The following is a 15511-nucleotide window of genomic DNA, read 5'->3' as shown; positions in this document are numbered from 1 at the left end:
CCATGCGTGTCGTCTCCGGCATCCAGACCACCGGCAATCTCCACCTTGGCAATTATCTGGGCGCGATCCGCAACTGGGTGCGGTTGCAGGACCGGATGGGACCGGACGATACCTGCCTGTTCTTCCTCGCCGATCTTCACGCGCTGACGGTGACGCAGGACCCGAAGCTGATGGCGTCGAACACGATCGAGATGGCGGCGACATTGTTGGCGGCGGGAATCGATCCCGACCGGTCGATCCTGTTCAATCAGGCGCGGGTGCCCGCGCACAGCGAGCTGGCGTGGATCCTGGGCGGCACGGCGCGCGTCGGCTGGCTCAACCGCATGACCCAGTGGAAGGACAAGGCCGGCAAGAACCGCGAAGGCGCGAGCGTCGGGCTGTTCACCTATCCGGTGCTTCAGGCCGCCGACATCCTTGCGTACCGGGCGACGCATGTGCCGGTGGGTGAGGATCAGAAACAGCATCTGGAACTGGCGCGCGACATCGCGACCAAGTTCAACCTCGACTTCGGGGTCGAGCTGTTCCCGCTGCCCGAACCGATGATTCCCGAGGACACGCCGCGCATCATGTCGCTCCGCGACGGCACGGCCAAGATGTCCAAGTCCGATCCGTCGGACATGAGCCGGATCAACCTGATCGATTCGGACGAGCTGATCGCGACCAAGTTCCGCAAGGCCAAGACCGATCCCGAGCCGCTGCCCGATGCGGTCGCCGGGCTGGCCGAGCGGCCCGAGGCACGCAACCTCGTCACCATCTATGCCGCGCTTGCCGGGGAGACGTCGCAGGACGTGCTCGACCGGTTCGCGGGACAGGGGTTCGGCGCGTTCAAGCCGGCGCTGGCCGATCTGGCGGTAGCGACGCTGGGGCCGATCCGCGACCGGCTGGTGGCACTGCTCGAGGATCGGGCGGCGGTCGGTGTGGCGCTGGCCAAGGGCGCGGCGAAGGCCGAGGCGCTGGCGCGGCCGACGTTGCGCGCGGCGCAGGAGGCACTGGGATTGCAGGTCTGATCTGCGAATTAACTGTCGCAGGTCAGGCCGCCGCGATAATGAATCCCCCGTTCCGCAGCATCGGGGGAAATGTTCGTGCCCAGCAATACCGTCGTCACTTCAGCCTTTACTGACCAGAAGCCCGGCACGTCGGGCCTGCGCAAGAAGGTGCGGGTGTTCCAGCAGCCGCGCTATGCCGAGAATTTCATCCAGTCGGTGTTCGACGTGGTCGAGGGCAAGGACGGTGCGACGCTGGTGATCGGCGGCGACGGGCGCTATCTGAACCGCGAGGTCATCCAGACCGCGATCCGCATGGCCGCCGCCAACGGGTTCGGCCGGGTGATCGTGGGGCAAGGCGGCATCTTGTCGACCCCCGCCGCCTCCAACGTGATCCGCAAGCGCGGTGCGATCGGCGGACTAGTCCTCTCGGCCAGCCATAATCCCGGCGGGCCGGACGAGGATTTCGGCATCAAGTACAATGTGTCGAACGGCGGCCCCGCGCCCGAGAGCTTCACCGACGCGCTCTATGCCCGCACGCTGGAGATTGATGCGTACGTCATCAGCGACGCCGGCGACGTCGATCTCGATTCGCCCGGCGAGCAGATGGTCGACGGCATGACCGTCGAGGTGATCGATTCGGTCGCCGATTATGCCGAGTGCATGGAAGGGCTGTTCGACTTCGACGCGATTCGCGCGCTGATCGCGGGCGGGTTCCGGCTGTCGTTCGATTCGATGAGCGCCGTAACCGGGCCGTACGCGACCGAGATTCTCGAACGCCGACTGGGCGCGGCCCCCGGTTCGGTGGTCAACGCCACCCCGTTGCCCGACTTCGGCGGGCATCATCCCGATCCCAATCTGGTCCATGCGCACGAATTGTACGAGCGGATGATGGGCCCGGACGCCCCCGATTTCGGCGCGGCGTCGGACGGCGATGGCGACCGCAACCTCATCATCGGGCGCGGCATCTTCGTGACACCATCCGATTCGCTCGCGGTGCTGGCGGCGAACGCGCATCTAGCCCCGGCGTATAAGGACGGCATTGCCGGGATCGCGCGGTCGATGCCGACGTCGGCCGCCGCCGACCGGGTCGCGCAGGCGCTGGACGTGCCGCTGTATGAGACGCCGACCGGGTGGAAGTTCTTCGGCAATTTGCTCGATGCCGGCCTCGTCACCATCTGTGGCGAGGAGAGCGCGGGGACCGGATCGAATCACGTCCGCGAGAAGGACGGGCTGTGGGCGGTGCTGCTGTGGCTCAACATCCTTGCCGTACGACGCCAGCCGGTGGCGGAGATCATGGCCGACCATTGGGCGCGCTATGGCCGCAACTATTATGCGCGGCATGATTACGAGGGGGTCGCGCAGGCCGGAGCCGATGCACTGATGGCGTCGCTGCGCGGACGGCTGGCAACGTTGCCGGGGACGGCGATCGGGGCGCTGACCGTGTCCGAGGCGGACGATTTCGCCTATCATGACAGCACCGACGGGTCGATCAGCCGCAACCAGGGCATCCGCATCCTGTTCGCCGACGGGTCGCGAATCGTGTTCCGCCTGTCGGGGACGGGGACGCAGGGCGCGACGCTGCGCGTGTATATCGAGCGGTATGAGCCGGTGGAGGGTGATCTAGAGCAGGCGACCGGCGACGCGCTGGCACCGCTGGTGGCGGCGGCGGAGACGCTCGCGTCGATTCGCGAGCATACCGGGCGGGATGCGCCGGACGTTATTACGTAAGAAGAAGGTTGGTTCACGCGGAGGCGCGAAGGCGCGGAGGGGGTGCGACTCGGGCATACCCTTCCGCGATCGGGAGACGCCTGCGCTTCCGGCTGCCGATAAGATGAGGCCGCTGGCGCGGGTGCGGTAGCACCGGGCGCAACGCCTCCGCGCCTCCGCGCCTCCGCGTGAACCCATCTTTTACTGGACCACGCAGAGCCACTACCGCTGCGAATCGAGTCGGATCGTCAGCGTGTATGGATTCCGGCCTTCACCGGAATGACGATGGTGGTGGGCGGTCGCCGGTAAGCGGCAGCCGTTACGCTTCGAGCGAGCGCAGCAGCGAGCGGACCGCGCCGTCGATTTCGCGGTCGACGCCGCGAAGTTCCTCGATTCGGCGGACCGCGTGGATGACCGTGGAATGGTCGCGGTTGCCGAACTTGCGGCCGATTTCGGGCAGCGAGCGGGTGGTGAGCTTCTTGGCGAGGTACATCGCCACCTGGCGGGGCCGCGCGATCGCCTGTGCGCGGCGGGCGGAGATCAGATCGAGCTGCTTCACCTCGAAATGCACCGACACCGCGCGCTGAATGTCGTCGATCGTCACCCGGCGCGCCGGCCCGGCCAGCATCTCGCCGAGCGTCGCATGGGCGAACGGCATGTCGATGACGTCGCCGGTCAGTTGCGCATAGGCGAGCAGGCGGTTCAACGCGCCTTCCAGCTCGCGCACGCTGCCGCGAATCCGCCCCGCGAGCAGTTCCTGCACGTCGTCGGGCACCAGCCCCTTGGGCGAATCGGACAGTTTGGCGGCGAGGATCGCGTGGCGCAGCGCCTCCTCGGGGGCCTTGATGTCGGCGACGAGGCCGCCACCCAGCCGAGAGATCAGGCGCGGATCGATGCCGTCGAGCAGCGCGGGCGAACGGTCGCAGGCGATCACCACCCGCTTGCCGGCGTCCATGAAGGCGTTGATCGTGTGGAGGCATTCCTCCTGCGTCGCGTCCTTGCCGGCGACGAACTGGAGGTCGTCGATCATCAGCAGGTCGACGCCGCGCAGGCGGGCCTTGAAGCTGTGCGTGTCGCGCGCGCGCATGGCGGCGACGAATTCGAACATGAAGCGCTCGGCGGGCAGATAGACCGCGCTGGCGGACGGATCGGCGGCGAGGAAGGCGTGGCCGATGGCGTGCATCAGATGCGTCTTGCCGAGGCCGGTGGTGCTGTGGAGGAACAGCGGGCTGAACCGCGGCGTGCCGGGTTCGGCCAGCGCGCGCGCGGCGTTGAACGCGACCCGGTTGGAGGCGGCGGTGACGAACGTCTCGAAGCGGTAGCGCGGATCGAAGGTCGGGCGCTCCCCCGCCGGGCGCGGCGCGATCGACGGGGCGTAGGGCGGGAAGTCGACATCGTCCGACTCGCCCAGCGGCGCGGCGGGGACGATTCGCGACTGGAGCGGGCTGGCGGTTTCGACCAGCACTTCGCGGACATGGGGCAGTTCGGCGCGGAAGGCGTGGGTCAGCCGTTCGGCATAATGGTTGCGGACCCAGTCGGTCATGAACGCCGAGGGCAGCGTCAGGCGGATCACCGCGCTGTCGTCGTCGGCGACCAGTTCGATCGGCTTCAGCCAGCGGTCGAACAGCCGCTGTCCGGCGGACACGCGCAGGTTCTGGCGCACGCGGGCCCATGCCGCCGCAACCTCAACCTGACCATGATCCACCGCAATCGTCACCAGACACACCTCTCCCGTCCCGGAAAACACGTGTTCCCGGCCAACAGGGCCATCGTTTCAAAATCCCCCTTCGGTCGCCCGGCGGACGACCGCACGCTTGCATAGGCGTGGGCCCCGCACGTCGCAGATCGGCGGCGGGAGTGCTGTTTAGGAACGGGAGCGGATCGGGATCAAGTCACGAAACCGAAATAAAGCCGGTTGACACGCGCTGCGCCGCAGAACTGCGTCGGATTTATTTCTTATCGTTTTTAATCAGTATCTTACGGCAAAATGTCGGATGAAGATCGGCCGAATCCTTGGAATTCCGCCGTTTCTTTGACCCATGATTCGGGGCAGTTTCGGGGAACCGGCGGTCTGTTCCCGAAACGATCCGCAAGACGTTTCCAAGGGGTAAACGGCGCCTGAAACGGGTACGCGAAAAACCCCGCCGGCGCACTCGCCGGCGGGGTAATCAGGTCGCAGCAACGCTAAGGGGTCAGGCGATTCCGCCGACCGCCTTCGTCAGACGCGAGAATTTGCGCGATGCGGTGTTCTTGTGCAGCACGCCCTTGGCAACGCCACGCGCCAGCTCGGGCTGGACGCTCGCGAGCGCGGTGGTGGCGGCTTCGCGGTCACCCGCGACGATCGCTGCTTCGACCTTCTTCACGAAGGTACGGATGCGGCCGACCCGCGCTCCGTTGATTTCCGCGCGACGCGCATTGCGCCGGATACGCTTCTTCGCCTGTGGCGTATTCGCCATGCCGTCCTCGACTCTATCGAAAATGAATAGGGACCGATCGGGCAGACACCCGTCCGGTGAAGGTGCGCCCCTTAGCGAATGGTGCGCTGCCGGTCAACTATCGCTGGCAGGTCGCGCACCAGAAGGTGGAGCGTCCGCCGTCGATTCGCCGCTCGACGGTGCCCCCGCACGGGCATGCCTCACCCTCGCGGCCATAGACGCGGAATTGCTTGGAGAAATAGCCCAGTTCGCCGTCCGGGCGCGCATAGTCGCGCAGCGTCGATCCCCCCGCCTCGATCGCCGACAACAGGACCGCGCGGATCGCATCGACGAGGGCGGCGAGTCGTTCGGGTGCGATTTGGCCGGCGGCGCGAGTCGGCGCGATACGGGCGATGTTCAGCGCCTCGCAGACATAGATGTTGCCGAGTCCCGCGACGATCCGCTGGTCGAGCAGCAGCAGTTTCACCGCGGCGATCCGCCCGGCGAATCGCGCTTCGAGATGCTCAGGCGTAAGATCGGGGCCGAGCGGTTCGGGTCCCAGCGCGACGAACGGCGGCCATGCGGCGATCTCGGCGGTCGGCATCAAGTCGATCGAGCCGAATCGGCGCGGATCGTTCAGCACCACCTGCCGCCCGCTGCCCGTATCGATCTCCAGATGATCGTGCGCCAGCCGTTCGGTCGGGTCGACCCGCCAGCGCCCCGACATGCCGAGGTGAAAGACCAGCGTATCGCCGCGATCGGTATCGATCAGGCCGTATTTGGCGCGCCGGGCAAGCCCGGTGACGGTCGCGCCGGTCAGCCGCTGGCCGAGGTCGACCGGGAACGCACGGCGCAGGTCGGCGCGATTGGCGATGACGCGGGTCAGACGCTGGCCGGTGAGGACCGGGGCAAGGCCGCGGACAGTGGTTTCAACTTCGGGAAGTTCGGGCATGGGGTCCTTTGCCACAGCACAACCGTCACCCCGGCGCAGGCTGGGGTCTCTCGGGGCTGGTGTGCCGCTCCTGCCGCGAGAGATCCCAGCCTGCGCGGGGATGACGCATGGTTCGTACCGATAATCAGCTAGGTTCGGTTTGCTCCGGCCACAAGGCGCGGCTAGGGCTGTCGCCCATGAACGACACGGTATCCTTCGGTTACGAACAGGTAGCCCCCGCCGAAAAGACCAAGCGCGTCGGCGATGTCTTTGCCAGCGTCGCCGGGCGCTACGACCTGATGAACGATGCGATGTCGGGCGGCATGCACCGGCTGTGGAAGGACCGGTTCGTCGCACGGGTGAAGCCGCAGTTCAGCGACACGATCCTCGACATGGCCGGCGGCACCGGCGACATCGCGTTCCGCATGGCGAAATCGGGGGCGGCGATCACCGTCGCCGACATCAACCCGGCGATGCTGGGTGTCGGCATGGAACGCGCCGCCAAGCGCGGGATCGAAGGCCTCGTATGGTCCGAACAGAATGCCGAGGTGCTGCACTTCGACGACAAGTCGTTCGATGCCTATACGATCGCGTTCGGCATCCGCAACGTGACCGACATCCCCAAGGCATTGCGCGAGGCGCACCGCGTGCTGAAGCGCGGCGGGCGGTTCTTCTGCCTCGAATTCTCGACCGTCACCTGGCCGGGGTTCGCCGATGTCTACGACCAATATTCGCACAAGCTGGTGCCCAAGCTCGGCAAGCTGCTGGCGAACGACGAGGACAGCTATCGCTATCTGATCGAATCGATCCGGCGTTTCCCCGACATGCCGACGTTCGAGGCGATGATCGGCGAGGCGGGCTTCGTGCGGACGCGGGTGGAGCCGATCATGGGCGGGCTGGTCGCGATCCACAGCGGGTGGAAGATTTGATGCCGCAGGCATCAAACCCCGGCGCAGGCCGGGGTCCAGAACAAAGAACCGCATGACCTCTACCCTCACCCATTACTGGCGCATCCTGAAATGGGGGCGCACGCTGGCGCGGCATGGCGCGCTGATCGAGATCGAGCGCAATCCGCGCAGCCCGGCGCGGCTGCGGCGGATCGTGCGGCTGGCGCGGTTCGGCGCGCGGGTGCCCGAGGTGCCGCGCTATGCCGAGGCGTTCGCCGCGCTGGGGCCGGCGGCGATCAAGCTGGGGCAGACACTGGCGACGCGGCCCGACATGGTTGGCGAAGAGGTGGCGCAGGACCTGCTGAGCCTGCAGGACCGGTTGCCGCCGCTGTCGTGGGACGTCATCCGCCCGGCGATCGAATCGGGACTGGGCGCGTCGATCGAATCGAAATTCGCCTCGATCGAGGAGACGCCGGTCGGCGCAGCGTCGATCGCGCAGGTCCACCGCGCGATCACGACCGACGGGCGACAGGTGGCAGTGAAGGTGCTGCGCCCCGGCGTCGAGGCACAGTTCTTCGACGCGATCGACACCTATGAATGGGCCGCCGCCAAGATGGAGACGATGGGCGGCGAGTTGCAGCGCCTGCGCCCGCGCCTCGTCATCGAGACGATGAAGCGCTGGACCGCGCGCGAGCTGGATCTGCGGCGCGAAGCCGCCTCCGCGTCGGAACTGGCCGACGGGATGGAGGCCGAACCCGACTTCACCATTCCCGCGATCGACTGGCAGCGCACGACGTCGCGCATCCTGACCACAGAATGGATCGACGGAATCAAGCTGTCGGACCGGCCGGCGCTGGTCGCGGCGGGCCATGATCTCGGCGCAATGGCGACACGGCTGGTGCGCGCGTTCCTGCGGCAAGCGATCGCCGAAGGATTCTTCCACGCCGACATGCACCAGGGCAATCTGTTCGCGCTGGCCGACGGGCGGATCGCGGCGATCGATTTCGGCATCATGGGGCGGATCGACCGGCGGGCGCGGGTGTGGCTGGCCGAGATTCTCTACGGCCTTATCACCGGCGACTATAAGCGCGTCGCGGAAATCCATTTCGAGGCGGGCTACGTCCCCGCGCACCACAATGTCGCCGAGTTCGCGACCGCGCTGCGTGCCGTGGGCGAGCCGATGCGCGGCCTCGCGGTCAAGGACATGTCGGTGGGCATGATGCTCGATTCGCTGTTCAACATCACCCGCGATTTCGACATGCAGACCCAGCCGCACCTGCTACTGCTGCAAAAGACGATGGTGATGGTCGAGGGCGTCGCCACCGCGCTCGATCCCGAGATCAACCTGTGGGAGACGGCCGCGCCGTTCGTACGCGGCTGGATCCGCGACGAGCTGGGGCCGGAGGCGATCGTCGCCGACCGGATCATCACCGACCTGCGCACCTTCGCCCGCCTGCCCGAGCTGCTCCGCAATATCGAGGCACGCTATCCCTCGCCGGGCGGCGCCCCCCCTTCCCCGCCGCTCAAGGAAGTCACCGTCGTGCGCGGCGACGGCTGGCGCTATGCGCTGGTGGCGCTGGGCAGCGGGATCGCGGGCGCGGGGCTGGTGGCGCTGCTGGGATGAGCCGGGCGCGACCGCCGGTGTGGCTGGCGCGGCCGGGACGGTTCGCGGGGGTGCCCCCGGTGGCGGCGGTGGCGGTCGCGCTCGCCGCGCTGTTGCTGATCGCCGCGTCGTGGTTCGTGCCCGCCGACGATGGCGGCACCGCCAGCGTCGCCGGGCAGACCGACCTCGGCCTCTATGCCGCGATCGTCGAAGGGGTGCGCGGCGGTGGCGATTACTACACCGTCGCGGCGCAGGCGCTGCGCGCGGGTGGCTATCCGCTCAAGCCCTTCGTTACCTTCCGCCTGCCGACGCTGGCGGTGGTGCAGGCGGCGCTGCCGAACCTGCTGGTGCTGGCGTTGCTGGCGGGGGTGGCGGCGGCCACGGTGCTGACGTGGCGGCGGGTGATCGAGGCGTGGTTCGCCAGGGGCACGACCCGCGCCGTCGCGTGGTTCCTGCTGGCGGGCGGCATGATCGCCTTCGTCCAGCCGGGGCTGGTCGCGTTCCACGAAATCTGGGCCGGGCTGCTCATCGCATGGGCGCTCGCCTTGCGCAGCGAGGAACGCTGGATCGAGGCGGCGGCGATCGCGCTGTGCGCGATGCTGATCCGCGAGACGGCGGCGCTGTTCGCGTTGGCGATGCTGGCGGCGGCGCTGATCGAGCGGCAGCGGCGCGAGGCGATCGGCTGGGGCGCGGTGCTGCTGGTGTTCGTCGCGATCCTGTCGCTGCATGCGCGGGCGGCGGGGATCGCGGTGGGTCCACTCGATCCGGTGTCGCCGGGGTGGACCGGCGGCCATGGTCCGGGGCTGTTCGCCAATGCGATGGCGCGATCGACGGTGCTGACGCTGCTGCCGTGGTGGATCGGCGCGCCGGTCGCGATGCTGGCGCTGACCGGATGGGCGGCGGCACCGGGGCCGGTGGGCTTTCGCGCCGCGCTGACCTTCGGTGGCTATGCGCTGGCGATCGCGCTGTTCGCGCGGATCGACAATTTCTACTGGGTGCTGGCGGCGGCACCCGCGTTTCTGGTCGGACTGGCGTTTCTGCCCGACGCCGCGCGCGATCTGGCGGTCGCGCTGCTCGACAGGCGGCGCGTTCGGGTGCAGAGGATCGTTCGATGACGCGCATATTGCTGATCGTCGGCGGCGGCATCGCCGCCTATAAGGCGTGCGAGCTGATCCGCGCCCTGCGCCGCCGGGGGCATGGCGTACGCTGCGTGCTGACCGATGGCGGCGCGCAGTTCGTGACGCCGATGACGCTGGCCGCCCTGTCCGAACAACCGGTGCATACCAGCCTGTGGGATTTGAAGGACGAGGCGGAGATGGGCCATATCCAGCTCAGCCGCCAGGCCGATCTGGTCGTCGTCGTGCCGGCCACCGCCGACCTGCTGGCAAAAATGGCCGGTGGGCATGCCGACGATCTCGCCACCACGCTGCTGCTCGCGACCGACAAGCCGGTGCTGGCAGCACCGGCGATGAACGTGCGCATGTGGCAGCATGCGGCGACGCAGGCCAATGTCGCCACGTTGCGCGCGCGCGGCGTGACGGTGCTGGAGCCCGACGAAGGCGCGATGGCCTGCGGCGAATACGGCCCCGGCCGCCTGCTCGAGCCCGATGCTATCGTCGCGGCAATCGAGGCGGCGACCGCGCCGCTTCCCGCGTCGCTCGCCGGTCGCCATGTCCTTGTGACGGCGGGGCCGACGCACGAGCCGATCGATCCGGTGCGCTATCTCGCCAACCGGTCGTCGGGGAAACAGGGCTTCGCCATCGCCGCCGCCTGCGCCGCGCGTGGGGGCCGGGTGACGCTGGTGGCCGGGCCGGTGACGCTGGCGACTCCGCCGGGCGTCGAGCGGATCGACGTGGAAACCGCCCGCGACATGGCCAATGCCGTGGCGCAGGCGTTGCCCGCCGACGCGGCGGTGATGGTCGCGGCGGTCGCCGACTGGTATGTCGAGGCCGCACCGTCCAAGCTCAAGAAAGGCGACGGAGCGCCGGTGCTGACGCTCCAGCCCAATCCCGATATTCTGGCGATGCTGGGGCGCAGTCCGCGTCGCCCGCGCCTGCTGGTCGGCTTCGCCGCCGAGACGGAGGATATGATCGCCCATGCAACCGCCAAGCTGGGCGCCAAGAACGCCGACTGGATCGTCGCCAACGACGTTTCGGGCGACGTGATGGGCGGTGATCGCAACCGCGTCCATCTCGTTACCGCCACGGGGGTCGAGGCGTGGGACGATGCCCCCAAGGCCGATGTTGCCGGCCGCCTTGCCGATCGGATCGCCAATGCGCTGGCGTGAGCTGATCCTCGCCATGGCGCTTGCCGGATGCGCCGGCAGCGGGACGAACGGGCGTCCGCCCGCGCTGGCGGGTCAGGCGTTCGGGCCAGACGCCGCACGCGACGTGCGGACGCTGGTGCTGGTGCTGCACGGCGATGGCGACGGGCTGGTCCCCGCTGACTTCGCGCAGGCGACGCACCGGATCGCCGATGCGATACCGGACACGCGCGCGGTGGCGCTGCTGCGGCCGGGCTATCGCGACAGCGCGGGCAACCAGTCGCCGGGCGAGCGCGGCGGGATGGGGGGCGACAGCTATACCGCCGACCGGATCGCGGCGGTTGCCGACAGCATCCTGCGCTGGCGCAAACGCTATCCACAGGCGCGCACCGTGCTGGTCGGCCAGTCGGGTGGCGCGGCGATGGCGGCGGTGGTCGCCGGATTGCGGCCGGGGCTGGTCGACGGCATCGTGCTGGCCGGGTGCCCGTGCATGCTGCCCGAATGGCGCAAATATCGCGCGCGGCGCGGCGGCGGCGATTTCGCCCGGCCGGTGACGAGCTTCGATCCGTTGATGACGGTCGGCGGTGTCGCGCCGCAGACGCGGGTGACGCTGCTGGTCGGGGCGGACGATGCCGAGACGCCGCAACGCTTCTCGCGCGCCTATGCCGAGGCACTGGCGCTGCGCGGCATCGCGACCGATTACCATGTGCTGCCCGGACGCGGCCACGATCTGCTGGCCGATGGCGACCTGATCGACGCGGTGCGCCGCATCGCCGCCGCGCCGGGGACGGCACCGATGCGCAATGCGATGGTGACGCCATGATCGCGCTGCGCCTCCTCCGCCTGCCCCACGGGCTTGGCCTGCCGCTCCCCGCCTATGCCACCGACGGCGCGGCCGGGATGGACGTGGTGGCGGCCGAGACGGTGACGCTGGCGCCGGGCGCGCGCCATGCGGTGGCGACCGGCTTCGCGCTGGCGATACCCGATGGCTATGAGGTGCAGGTGCGCCCGCGCTCGGGGCTAGCGCTCAAACACGGCATCACCTGCCTCAACACGCCGGGCACGATCGACAGCGACTATCGCGGCGAGGTGAAGGTGATTCTCGCCAATCTCGGGCAGGAGCCCTTCGACGTGGTGCGGGGCGAGCGGATCGCCCAACTGGTCCCCGCCCCGGTGCTGCACGCGACGCTCATCGAGGTCGACTTGCTCGACGATACCGCGCGGGGGGCGGGCGGGTTCGGATCGACCGGCCGATGATCGCGTTTGCCCTGTTCGCGCTGACCCAGACCGGAAGCGCCGTGCCGCTGGTGCCGATCGTGCCGGTGGAAACGCCCGTCCCGCCGCGCGCGGTCGACTGGGCCGCGCTGCCGCCGCTCCCCTATCGCCATATTCCGCGTCCGACGCCGCACATGACCCGCTTCGTCGCGACCGAATTGCGCCGGACCGCCTGCCCGATGCCGGTAGCGGTCGGCGGCCGGGTGCAGGTGCAGGTCGATGTCGCGGTGCTGATCGGTGCCGACGGACTGGTGCGCGCCACCATACCGCGCGCGATCGGCTGCCCCACGGTCGAACAATATGCCGCCGGGCTGGTCGTCAGCTTCGCGCGCGGCAACCTCGTCCCCCGGCTGGTGAGCGAGGGGGCGTGGTATCGCGCGTCGCTGGCGTTCGACTGGGCGGCATGACCTTCTCCGACGCCGAACTCGATCGCTATGCCCGCCATCTCGTGCTGCACGAGGTGGGCGGTGCCGGTCAGGCGGCGCTCAAGGCGGCGCGGGTCGTGGTGATCGGTGCCGGCGGGATCGGATCGCCGGTGCTGCAATATCTCGCGGCGGGCGGAGTCGGCACATTGGTCGTGATCGACGACGACATCGTCGATGCCAGCAACCTGCAACGCCAGACCTTGTTCGGCGATGTCGATATTGGCCGGCCGAAGGTGGCGGCGGCGGCGGACGCCGTGGCGCGGATCAACCCGTTCGTCCGGGTCGAGCCGGTCGCGGCGCGAATCGATGGCGCCAATGCGGCGGAGTTGCTCGCCGGGGCCGATGTGGTGGTCGACGGCTGCGACAACTTCATCACCCGGCTGGCGGTGGCCGATGCCGCGCTGACGGCACGGGTGCCGCTCGTCTCGGCGGCGGTCGGACGGTTCGAAGGGCAACTGGGCGTGTTTCGCGGCTGGGAGGCGGGGCGGCCGTGCTACCGTTGTTTCGTTGGCGACGATCCGGCGCGCGCCGATACGAGTTGCGCCGATCAGGGGGTGCTGGGCGCGCTGACCGGGGTGATCGGCAGCATGGCCGCGCTGGAGGCGATGCGCGCGATCGTCGGCTTCGGAGACGATCCGGCGGGCAAGGTGCTGATCGCCGATCTGCTCGCTTTCCGCTTCCGCACGCTGACGCTGCCCAAGGACCCCGGTTGCCGGTGCGCGGGCTGACGATCATCGTCGCCGGCGCGGAGGGCGACCGGCTGCGCGCGGCGCTCACCATGGCCTGTGCGGCGGCGGCACTGGGCGCGCGGGCGCGGGTCTATCTTCATGAAGCGGCGGTGGCGGGCTTCGCAGCCGATGCGCCGGCCCCGGCGGGACAGCCGACGCTCGGCGAACTACGCGGCATCGCGGCGGAGAGCGGCGTTGAGACTATCGCCTGCCAAAGTGGCCTTGCGCTGGCCGGACTCGCCGCCGACGCGATCGGCGTCAGCGGCGGCGGGATGATCGAATTGCTGGCGACGCTCAGCGACGACCGGCTAGTCGTCGCCTGAACCGCACTTACTGCGCGGCGAGCGCCTCCTCGGCAAACGCCCGCACCGCCGGGCCGATGTCGGCACGCGCCAGCGCCAGTGCGATGTTCGCCTGGACCCAGCCCGCCTTGTCGCCGCAGTCGTAGCGCTTGCCGTCGAAGGTGAAGCCGTGAAACGGTTGCCGGCCGATCAGCTTGGCCATCGCGTCGGTCAACTGGATCTCGCCGCCCGCACCCGGCTTCTGCTGGTCGAGGATGTCCATCACCTCGGGCTGGAGGATGTAGCGGCCGGGGATCATCAGGTTCGATGGCGCCTTGCCCTTGGGCTTTTCCACCAGCGCGGTCACTTCGGTCAATTTGCCGTCAACCTTGCCCGGCGAGATGATGCCGTATTTGTCGGTTTCGCTGTCGGGCACTTCCAGCGCGCCGATGACGTTGCCGCCGACCTGATTGTACGCCTCGACCATCTGCTTGAGGAAACCGCCGACCATCAGCTCGTCGGGCAGCAGCACCGCGAACGGCTCGTCGCCGACGATCTCGCGCGCGCACCATACCGCATGGCCCAGCCCCAGCGGCTCCTGCTGGCGGACATAGACCGGCGAACCCGGCTTCTGGCGGATACCCTCGATCACCGCCATCGACTTGCCGCGCGCCTTCATCGTCGCTTCGAGTTCGTAGGAGACGTCGAAATGATCCTCCAGCGCGCCCTTGCCGCGGCCGGTGACGAAGATGATCTGCTCGATCCCCGCCTCCAGCGCTTCCTCGACCGCATACTGGATCAGCGGCTTGTCGACGACGGTCAGCATTTCCTTGGGCATCGCCTTGGTCGCCGGCAGGAACCGGGTGCCAAGACCCGCCACGGGAAAGACTGCCTTGCGAACGCGCTGAATGGTCATGGGGTCGTGCCTTGATCGCTGTTGTCGATGGATCCGGATGAACCGCGCCATATCGCGCGTATCGCTGCATTGCACCGGAAATCGCGATGACTCGCGGCGGACGGCCATTGCCGCTCCGGTCGGCACAACCTATCTGCGGCGGCTATCGAGGTTGCACGGGAATTGCATGTTCAAGCGTCTGTTCGGCCAACCAAAACGCACGACGCCCGCGTCGATCACGCCCGAGGGCACGCGAATCTATGCGATCGGCGACGTCCACGGGATGCGGCGTGAGCTCGACGTCCTGCTCGACCGGATCATGACCGACGATACCGCGCGGGGACAGGCCGACCGGCTGATCGTGTTTCTCGGCGATCTCGTCGATCGCGGGCCCGATTCGGCGGGGGTGGTCGAGCGGTGTCGCACGCTGGCCGACAGCGGGATCGACGCCGCGTTCCTGATGGGCAATCACGAGGAAGTGATGCTGTCGGCGCTCGAGGGCGATCGCGAGGCGTTGCGGCTGTTCGCGCGAATCGGCGGACGCGAGACGATGCTGAGCTATGGCGTCAGCGAAGCGGACTATGATCTGGCCGATTTCGACGAGCTTCACGCATTGTTGGTACGCTGCGTACCGCAGTCACATCGCGACTTTCTGGCGGCGGGCGAGGATTTCGTCGTTCGCGGGGATTATGCGTTCGTCCATGCGGGCATCCGTCCCAATATTCCGATCGACCGGCAGCGGCCATCGGATCTGCGCTGGATGCGATCGCCCTTCCTCGAACATGCCAGACCACATGAAAAAATCATCGTCCATGGTCATACCGTTACCGAAGAACCCGAATTTCGCGACAATCGTATCGGTATCGACACTGGCGCCTATCGCACCGGCGTATTGACCGCGCTTGGCCTCGGCGAACGCGACAGATGGATCGTTCAGAACGTTTGACCGTTGTGCAATGCGGCAGATTATTACGATGGCATGTGTGAAAAGTCACAAACCCGTGCTAGGGATGACTTCCACAGGACATTGCGACCTGTCGGCAACAATCGGGAACCGGCGTTTCGGGTTGTGATCGTACCGCTTGCCAAACACATCCTTTTGTGTGAGTGAGCGGC

At 68.1% G+C, this 15511-nt stretch carries 16 protein-coding genes; 12 read left to right on the top strand and 4 right to left on the bottom strand.

The window, feature by feature from the left end:
* The first annotated feature begins 2 nt into the window (after positions 1-2).
* Both trpS and ASE78_RS00985 read left to right on the top strand, forming a co-directional pair.
* Complete coding sequence (gene trpS, locus ASE78_RS00990; RefSeq protein ID WP_055757088.1) at positions 3-1007, top strand: tryptophan--tRNA ligase; 1005 nt, start codon at positions 3-5, stop codon at positions 1005-1007.
* Between the two features lie 75 nt (positions 1008-1082).
* Positions 1083-2714, top strand: coding sequence for an alpha-D-glucose phosphate-specific phosphoglucomutase (locus tag ASE78_RS00985; protein ID WP_235514834.1), 1632 nt, complete (start codon positions 1083-1085; stop codon positions 2712-2714).
* 298 nt (positions 2715-3012) lie between these two features.
* On the opposite strand, the gene dnaA is transcribed toward ASE78_RS00985, so the two are convergent.
* The 3 genes from dnaA to mutM form a co-directional block, all read right to left on the bottom strand.
* Positions 3013-4410: a chromosomal replication initiator protein DnaA gene (gene dnaA, locus ASE78_RS00980; protein ID WP_235514833.1), complete on the bottom strand. Its 1398-nt coding sequence runs from the start codon at positions 4408-4410 to the stop codon at positions 3013-3015.
* A 475-nt stretch (positions 4411-4885) separates the two neighbouring features.
* Positions 4886-5149 (bottom strand): 30S ribosomal protein S20, encoded by a 264-nt coding sequence (gene rpsT / locus ASE78_RS00975; RefSeq protein ID WP_055757092.1) that lies wholly within the window; start codon positions 5147-5149, stop codon positions 4886-4888.
* 97 nt (positions 5150-5246) lie between these two features.
* A complete protein-coding gene (gene mutM, locus ASE78_RS00970; RefSeq protein ID WP_056492099.1) occupies positions 5247-6059 on the bottom strand; it encodes a bifunctional DNA-formamidopyrimidine glycosylase/DNA-(apurinic or apyrimidinic site) lyase in 813 nt (270 codons plus the stop codon).
* Positions 6060-6235: 176 nt separating this feature from the next.
* Here mutM and ASE78_RS00965 point away from each other — a divergent pair, with 176 nt between their 5' ends.
* The 9 genes from ASE78_RS00965 to ASE78_RS00925 are packed head-to-tail and all read left to right on the top strand — an operon-like array spanning position 6236 to position 13542.
* Positions 6236-6967 (top strand): class I SAM-dependent methyltransferase, encoded by a 732-nt coding sequence (locus ASE78_RS00965; RefSeq protein ID WP_056492096.1) that lies wholly within the window; start codon positions 6236-6238, stop codon positions 6965-6967.
* Between the two features lie 52 nt (positions 6968-7019).
* On the top strand, positions 7020-8549 hold the full coding sequence (ubiB, locus tag ASE78_RS00960; RefSeq protein WP_056492093.1) for a 2-polyprenylphenol 6-hydroxylase: 1530 nt from the start codon (positions 7020-7022) through the stop codon (positions 8547-8549).
* Positions 8546-9643 carry a hypothetical protein gene (locus ASE78_RS00955; RefSeq protein WP_056492090.1) on the top strand — a complete coding sequence of 366 codons (1098 nt, stop codon included), beginning with the start codon at positions 8546-8548 and terminating at the stop codon, positions 9641-9643. Before ubiB ends, ASE78_RS00955 begins: the two co-directional genes overlap by 4 nt.
* The gene (gene coaBC, locus ASE78_RS00950; RefSeq protein WP_056492088.1) at positions 9640-10815 is read left to right on the top strand and encodes a bifunctional phosphopantothenoylcysteine decarboxylase/phosphopantothenate--cysteine ligase CoaBC; all 1176 of its coding nucleotides are present in this window, start codon (positions 9640-9642) and stop codon (positions 10813-10815) included. The genes ASE78_RS00955 and coaBC overlap by 4 nt, the downstream gene beginning before the upstream one ends.
* The gene (locus ASE78_RS00945; protein WP_235514832.1) at positions 10802-11614 is read left to right on the top strand and encodes an alpha/beta hydrolase family protein; all 813 of its coding nucleotides are present in this window, start codon (positions 10802-10804) and stop codon (positions 11612-11614) included. Before coaBC ends, ASE78_RS00945 begins: the two co-directional genes overlap by 14 nt.
* Positions 11611-12048 (top strand): dUTP diphosphatase, encoded by a 438-nt coding sequence (gene dut, locus ASE78_RS00940; protein ID WP_056492085.1) that lies wholly within the window; start codon positions 11611-11613, stop codon positions 12046-12048. Before ASE78_RS00945 ends, dut begins: the two co-directional genes overlap by 4 nt.
* Positions 12045-12473 carry a hypothetical protein gene (locus ASE78_RS00935; RefSeq protein ID WP_235514831.1) on the top strand — a complete coding sequence of 143 codons (429 nt, stop codon included), beginning with the start codon at positions 12045-12047 and terminating at the stop codon, positions 12471-12473. The genes dut and ASE78_RS00935 overlap by 4 nt, the downstream gene beginning before the upstream one ends.
* On the top strand, positions 12470-13219 hold the full coding sequence (locus tag ASE78_RS00930; RefSeq protein ID WP_056492082.1) for a HesA/MoeB/ThiF family protein: 750 nt from the start codon (positions 12470-12472) through the stop codon (positions 13217-13219). The genes ASE78_RS00935 and ASE78_RS00930 overlap by 4 nt, the downstream gene beginning before the upstream one ends.
* Positions 13207-13542: a DsrE family protein gene (locus ASE78_RS00925; RefSeq protein WP_056492326.1), complete on the top strand. Its 336-nt coding sequence runs from the start codon at positions 13207-13209 to the stop codon at positions 13540-13542. The genes ASE78_RS00930 and ASE78_RS00925 overlap by 13 nt, the downstream gene beginning before the upstream one ends.
* 7 nt (positions 13543-13549) lie before the next feature.
* Here ASE78_RS00925 and galU read toward each other — a convergent pair whose 3' ends face one another.
* A complete protein-coding gene (galU, locus tag ASE78_RS00920; protein ID WP_056492079.1) occupies positions 13550-14416 on the bottom strand; it encodes a UTP--glucose-1-phosphate uridylyltransferase GalU in 867 nt (288 codons plus the stop codon).
* Between the two features lie 166 nt (positions 14417-14582).
* Here galU and ASE78_RS00915 point away from each other — a divergent pair, with 166 nt between their 5' ends.
* Positions 14583-15341: a metallophosphoesterase family protein gene (locus ASE78_RS00915; protein WP_055758627.1), complete on the top strand. Its 759-nt coding sequence runs from the start codon at positions 14583-14585 to the stop codon at positions 15339-15341.
* Positions 15342-15511 lie beyond the last annotated feature (170 nt).

The organism is Sphingomonas sp. Leaf25, assembly GCF_001421635.1.
Classification (GTDB): domain Bacteria; phylum Pseudomonadota; class Alphaproteobacteria; order Sphingomonadales; family Sphingomonadaceae; genus Sphingomonas.
The sequence above is the reverse complement of the archived record's forward strand: the minus strand, read 5'-3'. Positions and strand labels throughout refer to the sequence as shown.

What these genes read in the sequence shown, in the direction of transcription:
- trpS (WP_055757088.1), top strand. Translation starts at nt 3, where the DNA reads ATGCGTGTCGTCTCCGGCATCCAGACCACCGGCAATCTCCACCTTGGC.
- rpsT (WP_055757092.1), bottom strand. Translation starts at nt 5,149, where the DNA reads ATGGCGAATACGCCACAGGCGAAGAAGCGTATCCGGCGCAATGCGCGT.
- mutM (WP_056492099.1), bottom strand. Translation starts at nt 6,059, where the DNA reads ATGCCCGAACTTCCCGAAGTTGAAACCACTGTCCGCGGCCTTGCCCCG.
- ASE78_RS00965 (WP_056492096.1), top strand. Translation starts at nt 6,236, where the DNA reads ATGAACGACACGGTATCCTTCGGTTACGAACAGGTAGCCCCCGCCGAA.
- ubiB (WP_056492093.1), top strand. Translation starts at nt 7,020, where the DNA reads ATGACCTCTACCCTCACCCATTACTGGCGCATCCTGAAATGGGGGCGC.
- ASE78_RS00955 (WP_056492090.1), top strand. Translation starts at nt 8,546, where the DNA reads ATGAGCCGGGCGCGACCGCCGGTGTGGCTGGCGCGGCCGGGACGGTTC.
- coaBC (WP_056492088.1), top strand. Translation starts at nt 9,640, where the DNA reads ATGACGCGCATATTGCTGATCGTCGGCGGCGGCATCGCCGCCTATAAG.
- ASE78_RS00945 (WP_235514832.1), top strand. Translation starts at nt 10,802, where the DNA reads ATGCGCTGGCGTGAGCTGATCCTCGCCATGGCGCTTGCCGGATGCGCC.
- dut (WP_056492085.1), top strand. Translation starts at nt 11,611, where the DNA reads ATGATCGCGCTGCGCCTCCTCCGCCTGCCCCACGGGCTTGGCCTGCCG.
- ASE78_RS00935 (WP_235514831.1), top strand. Translation starts at nt 12,045, where the DNA reads ATGATCGCGTTTGCCCTGTTCGCGCTGACCCAGACCGGAAGCGCCGTG.
- ASE78_RS00930 (WP_056492082.1), top strand. Translation starts at nt 12,470, where the DNA reads ATGACCTTCTCCGACGCCGAACTCGATCGCTATGCCCGCCATCTCGTG.
- galU (WP_056492079.1), bottom strand. Translation starts at nt 14,416, where the DNA reads ATGACCATTCAGCGCGTTCGCAAGGCAGTCTTTCCCGTGGCGGGTCTT.
- ASE78_RS00915 (WP_055758627.1), top strand. Translation starts at nt 14,583, where the DNA reads ATGTTCAAGCGTCTGTTCGGCCAACCAAAACGCACGACGCCCGCGTCG.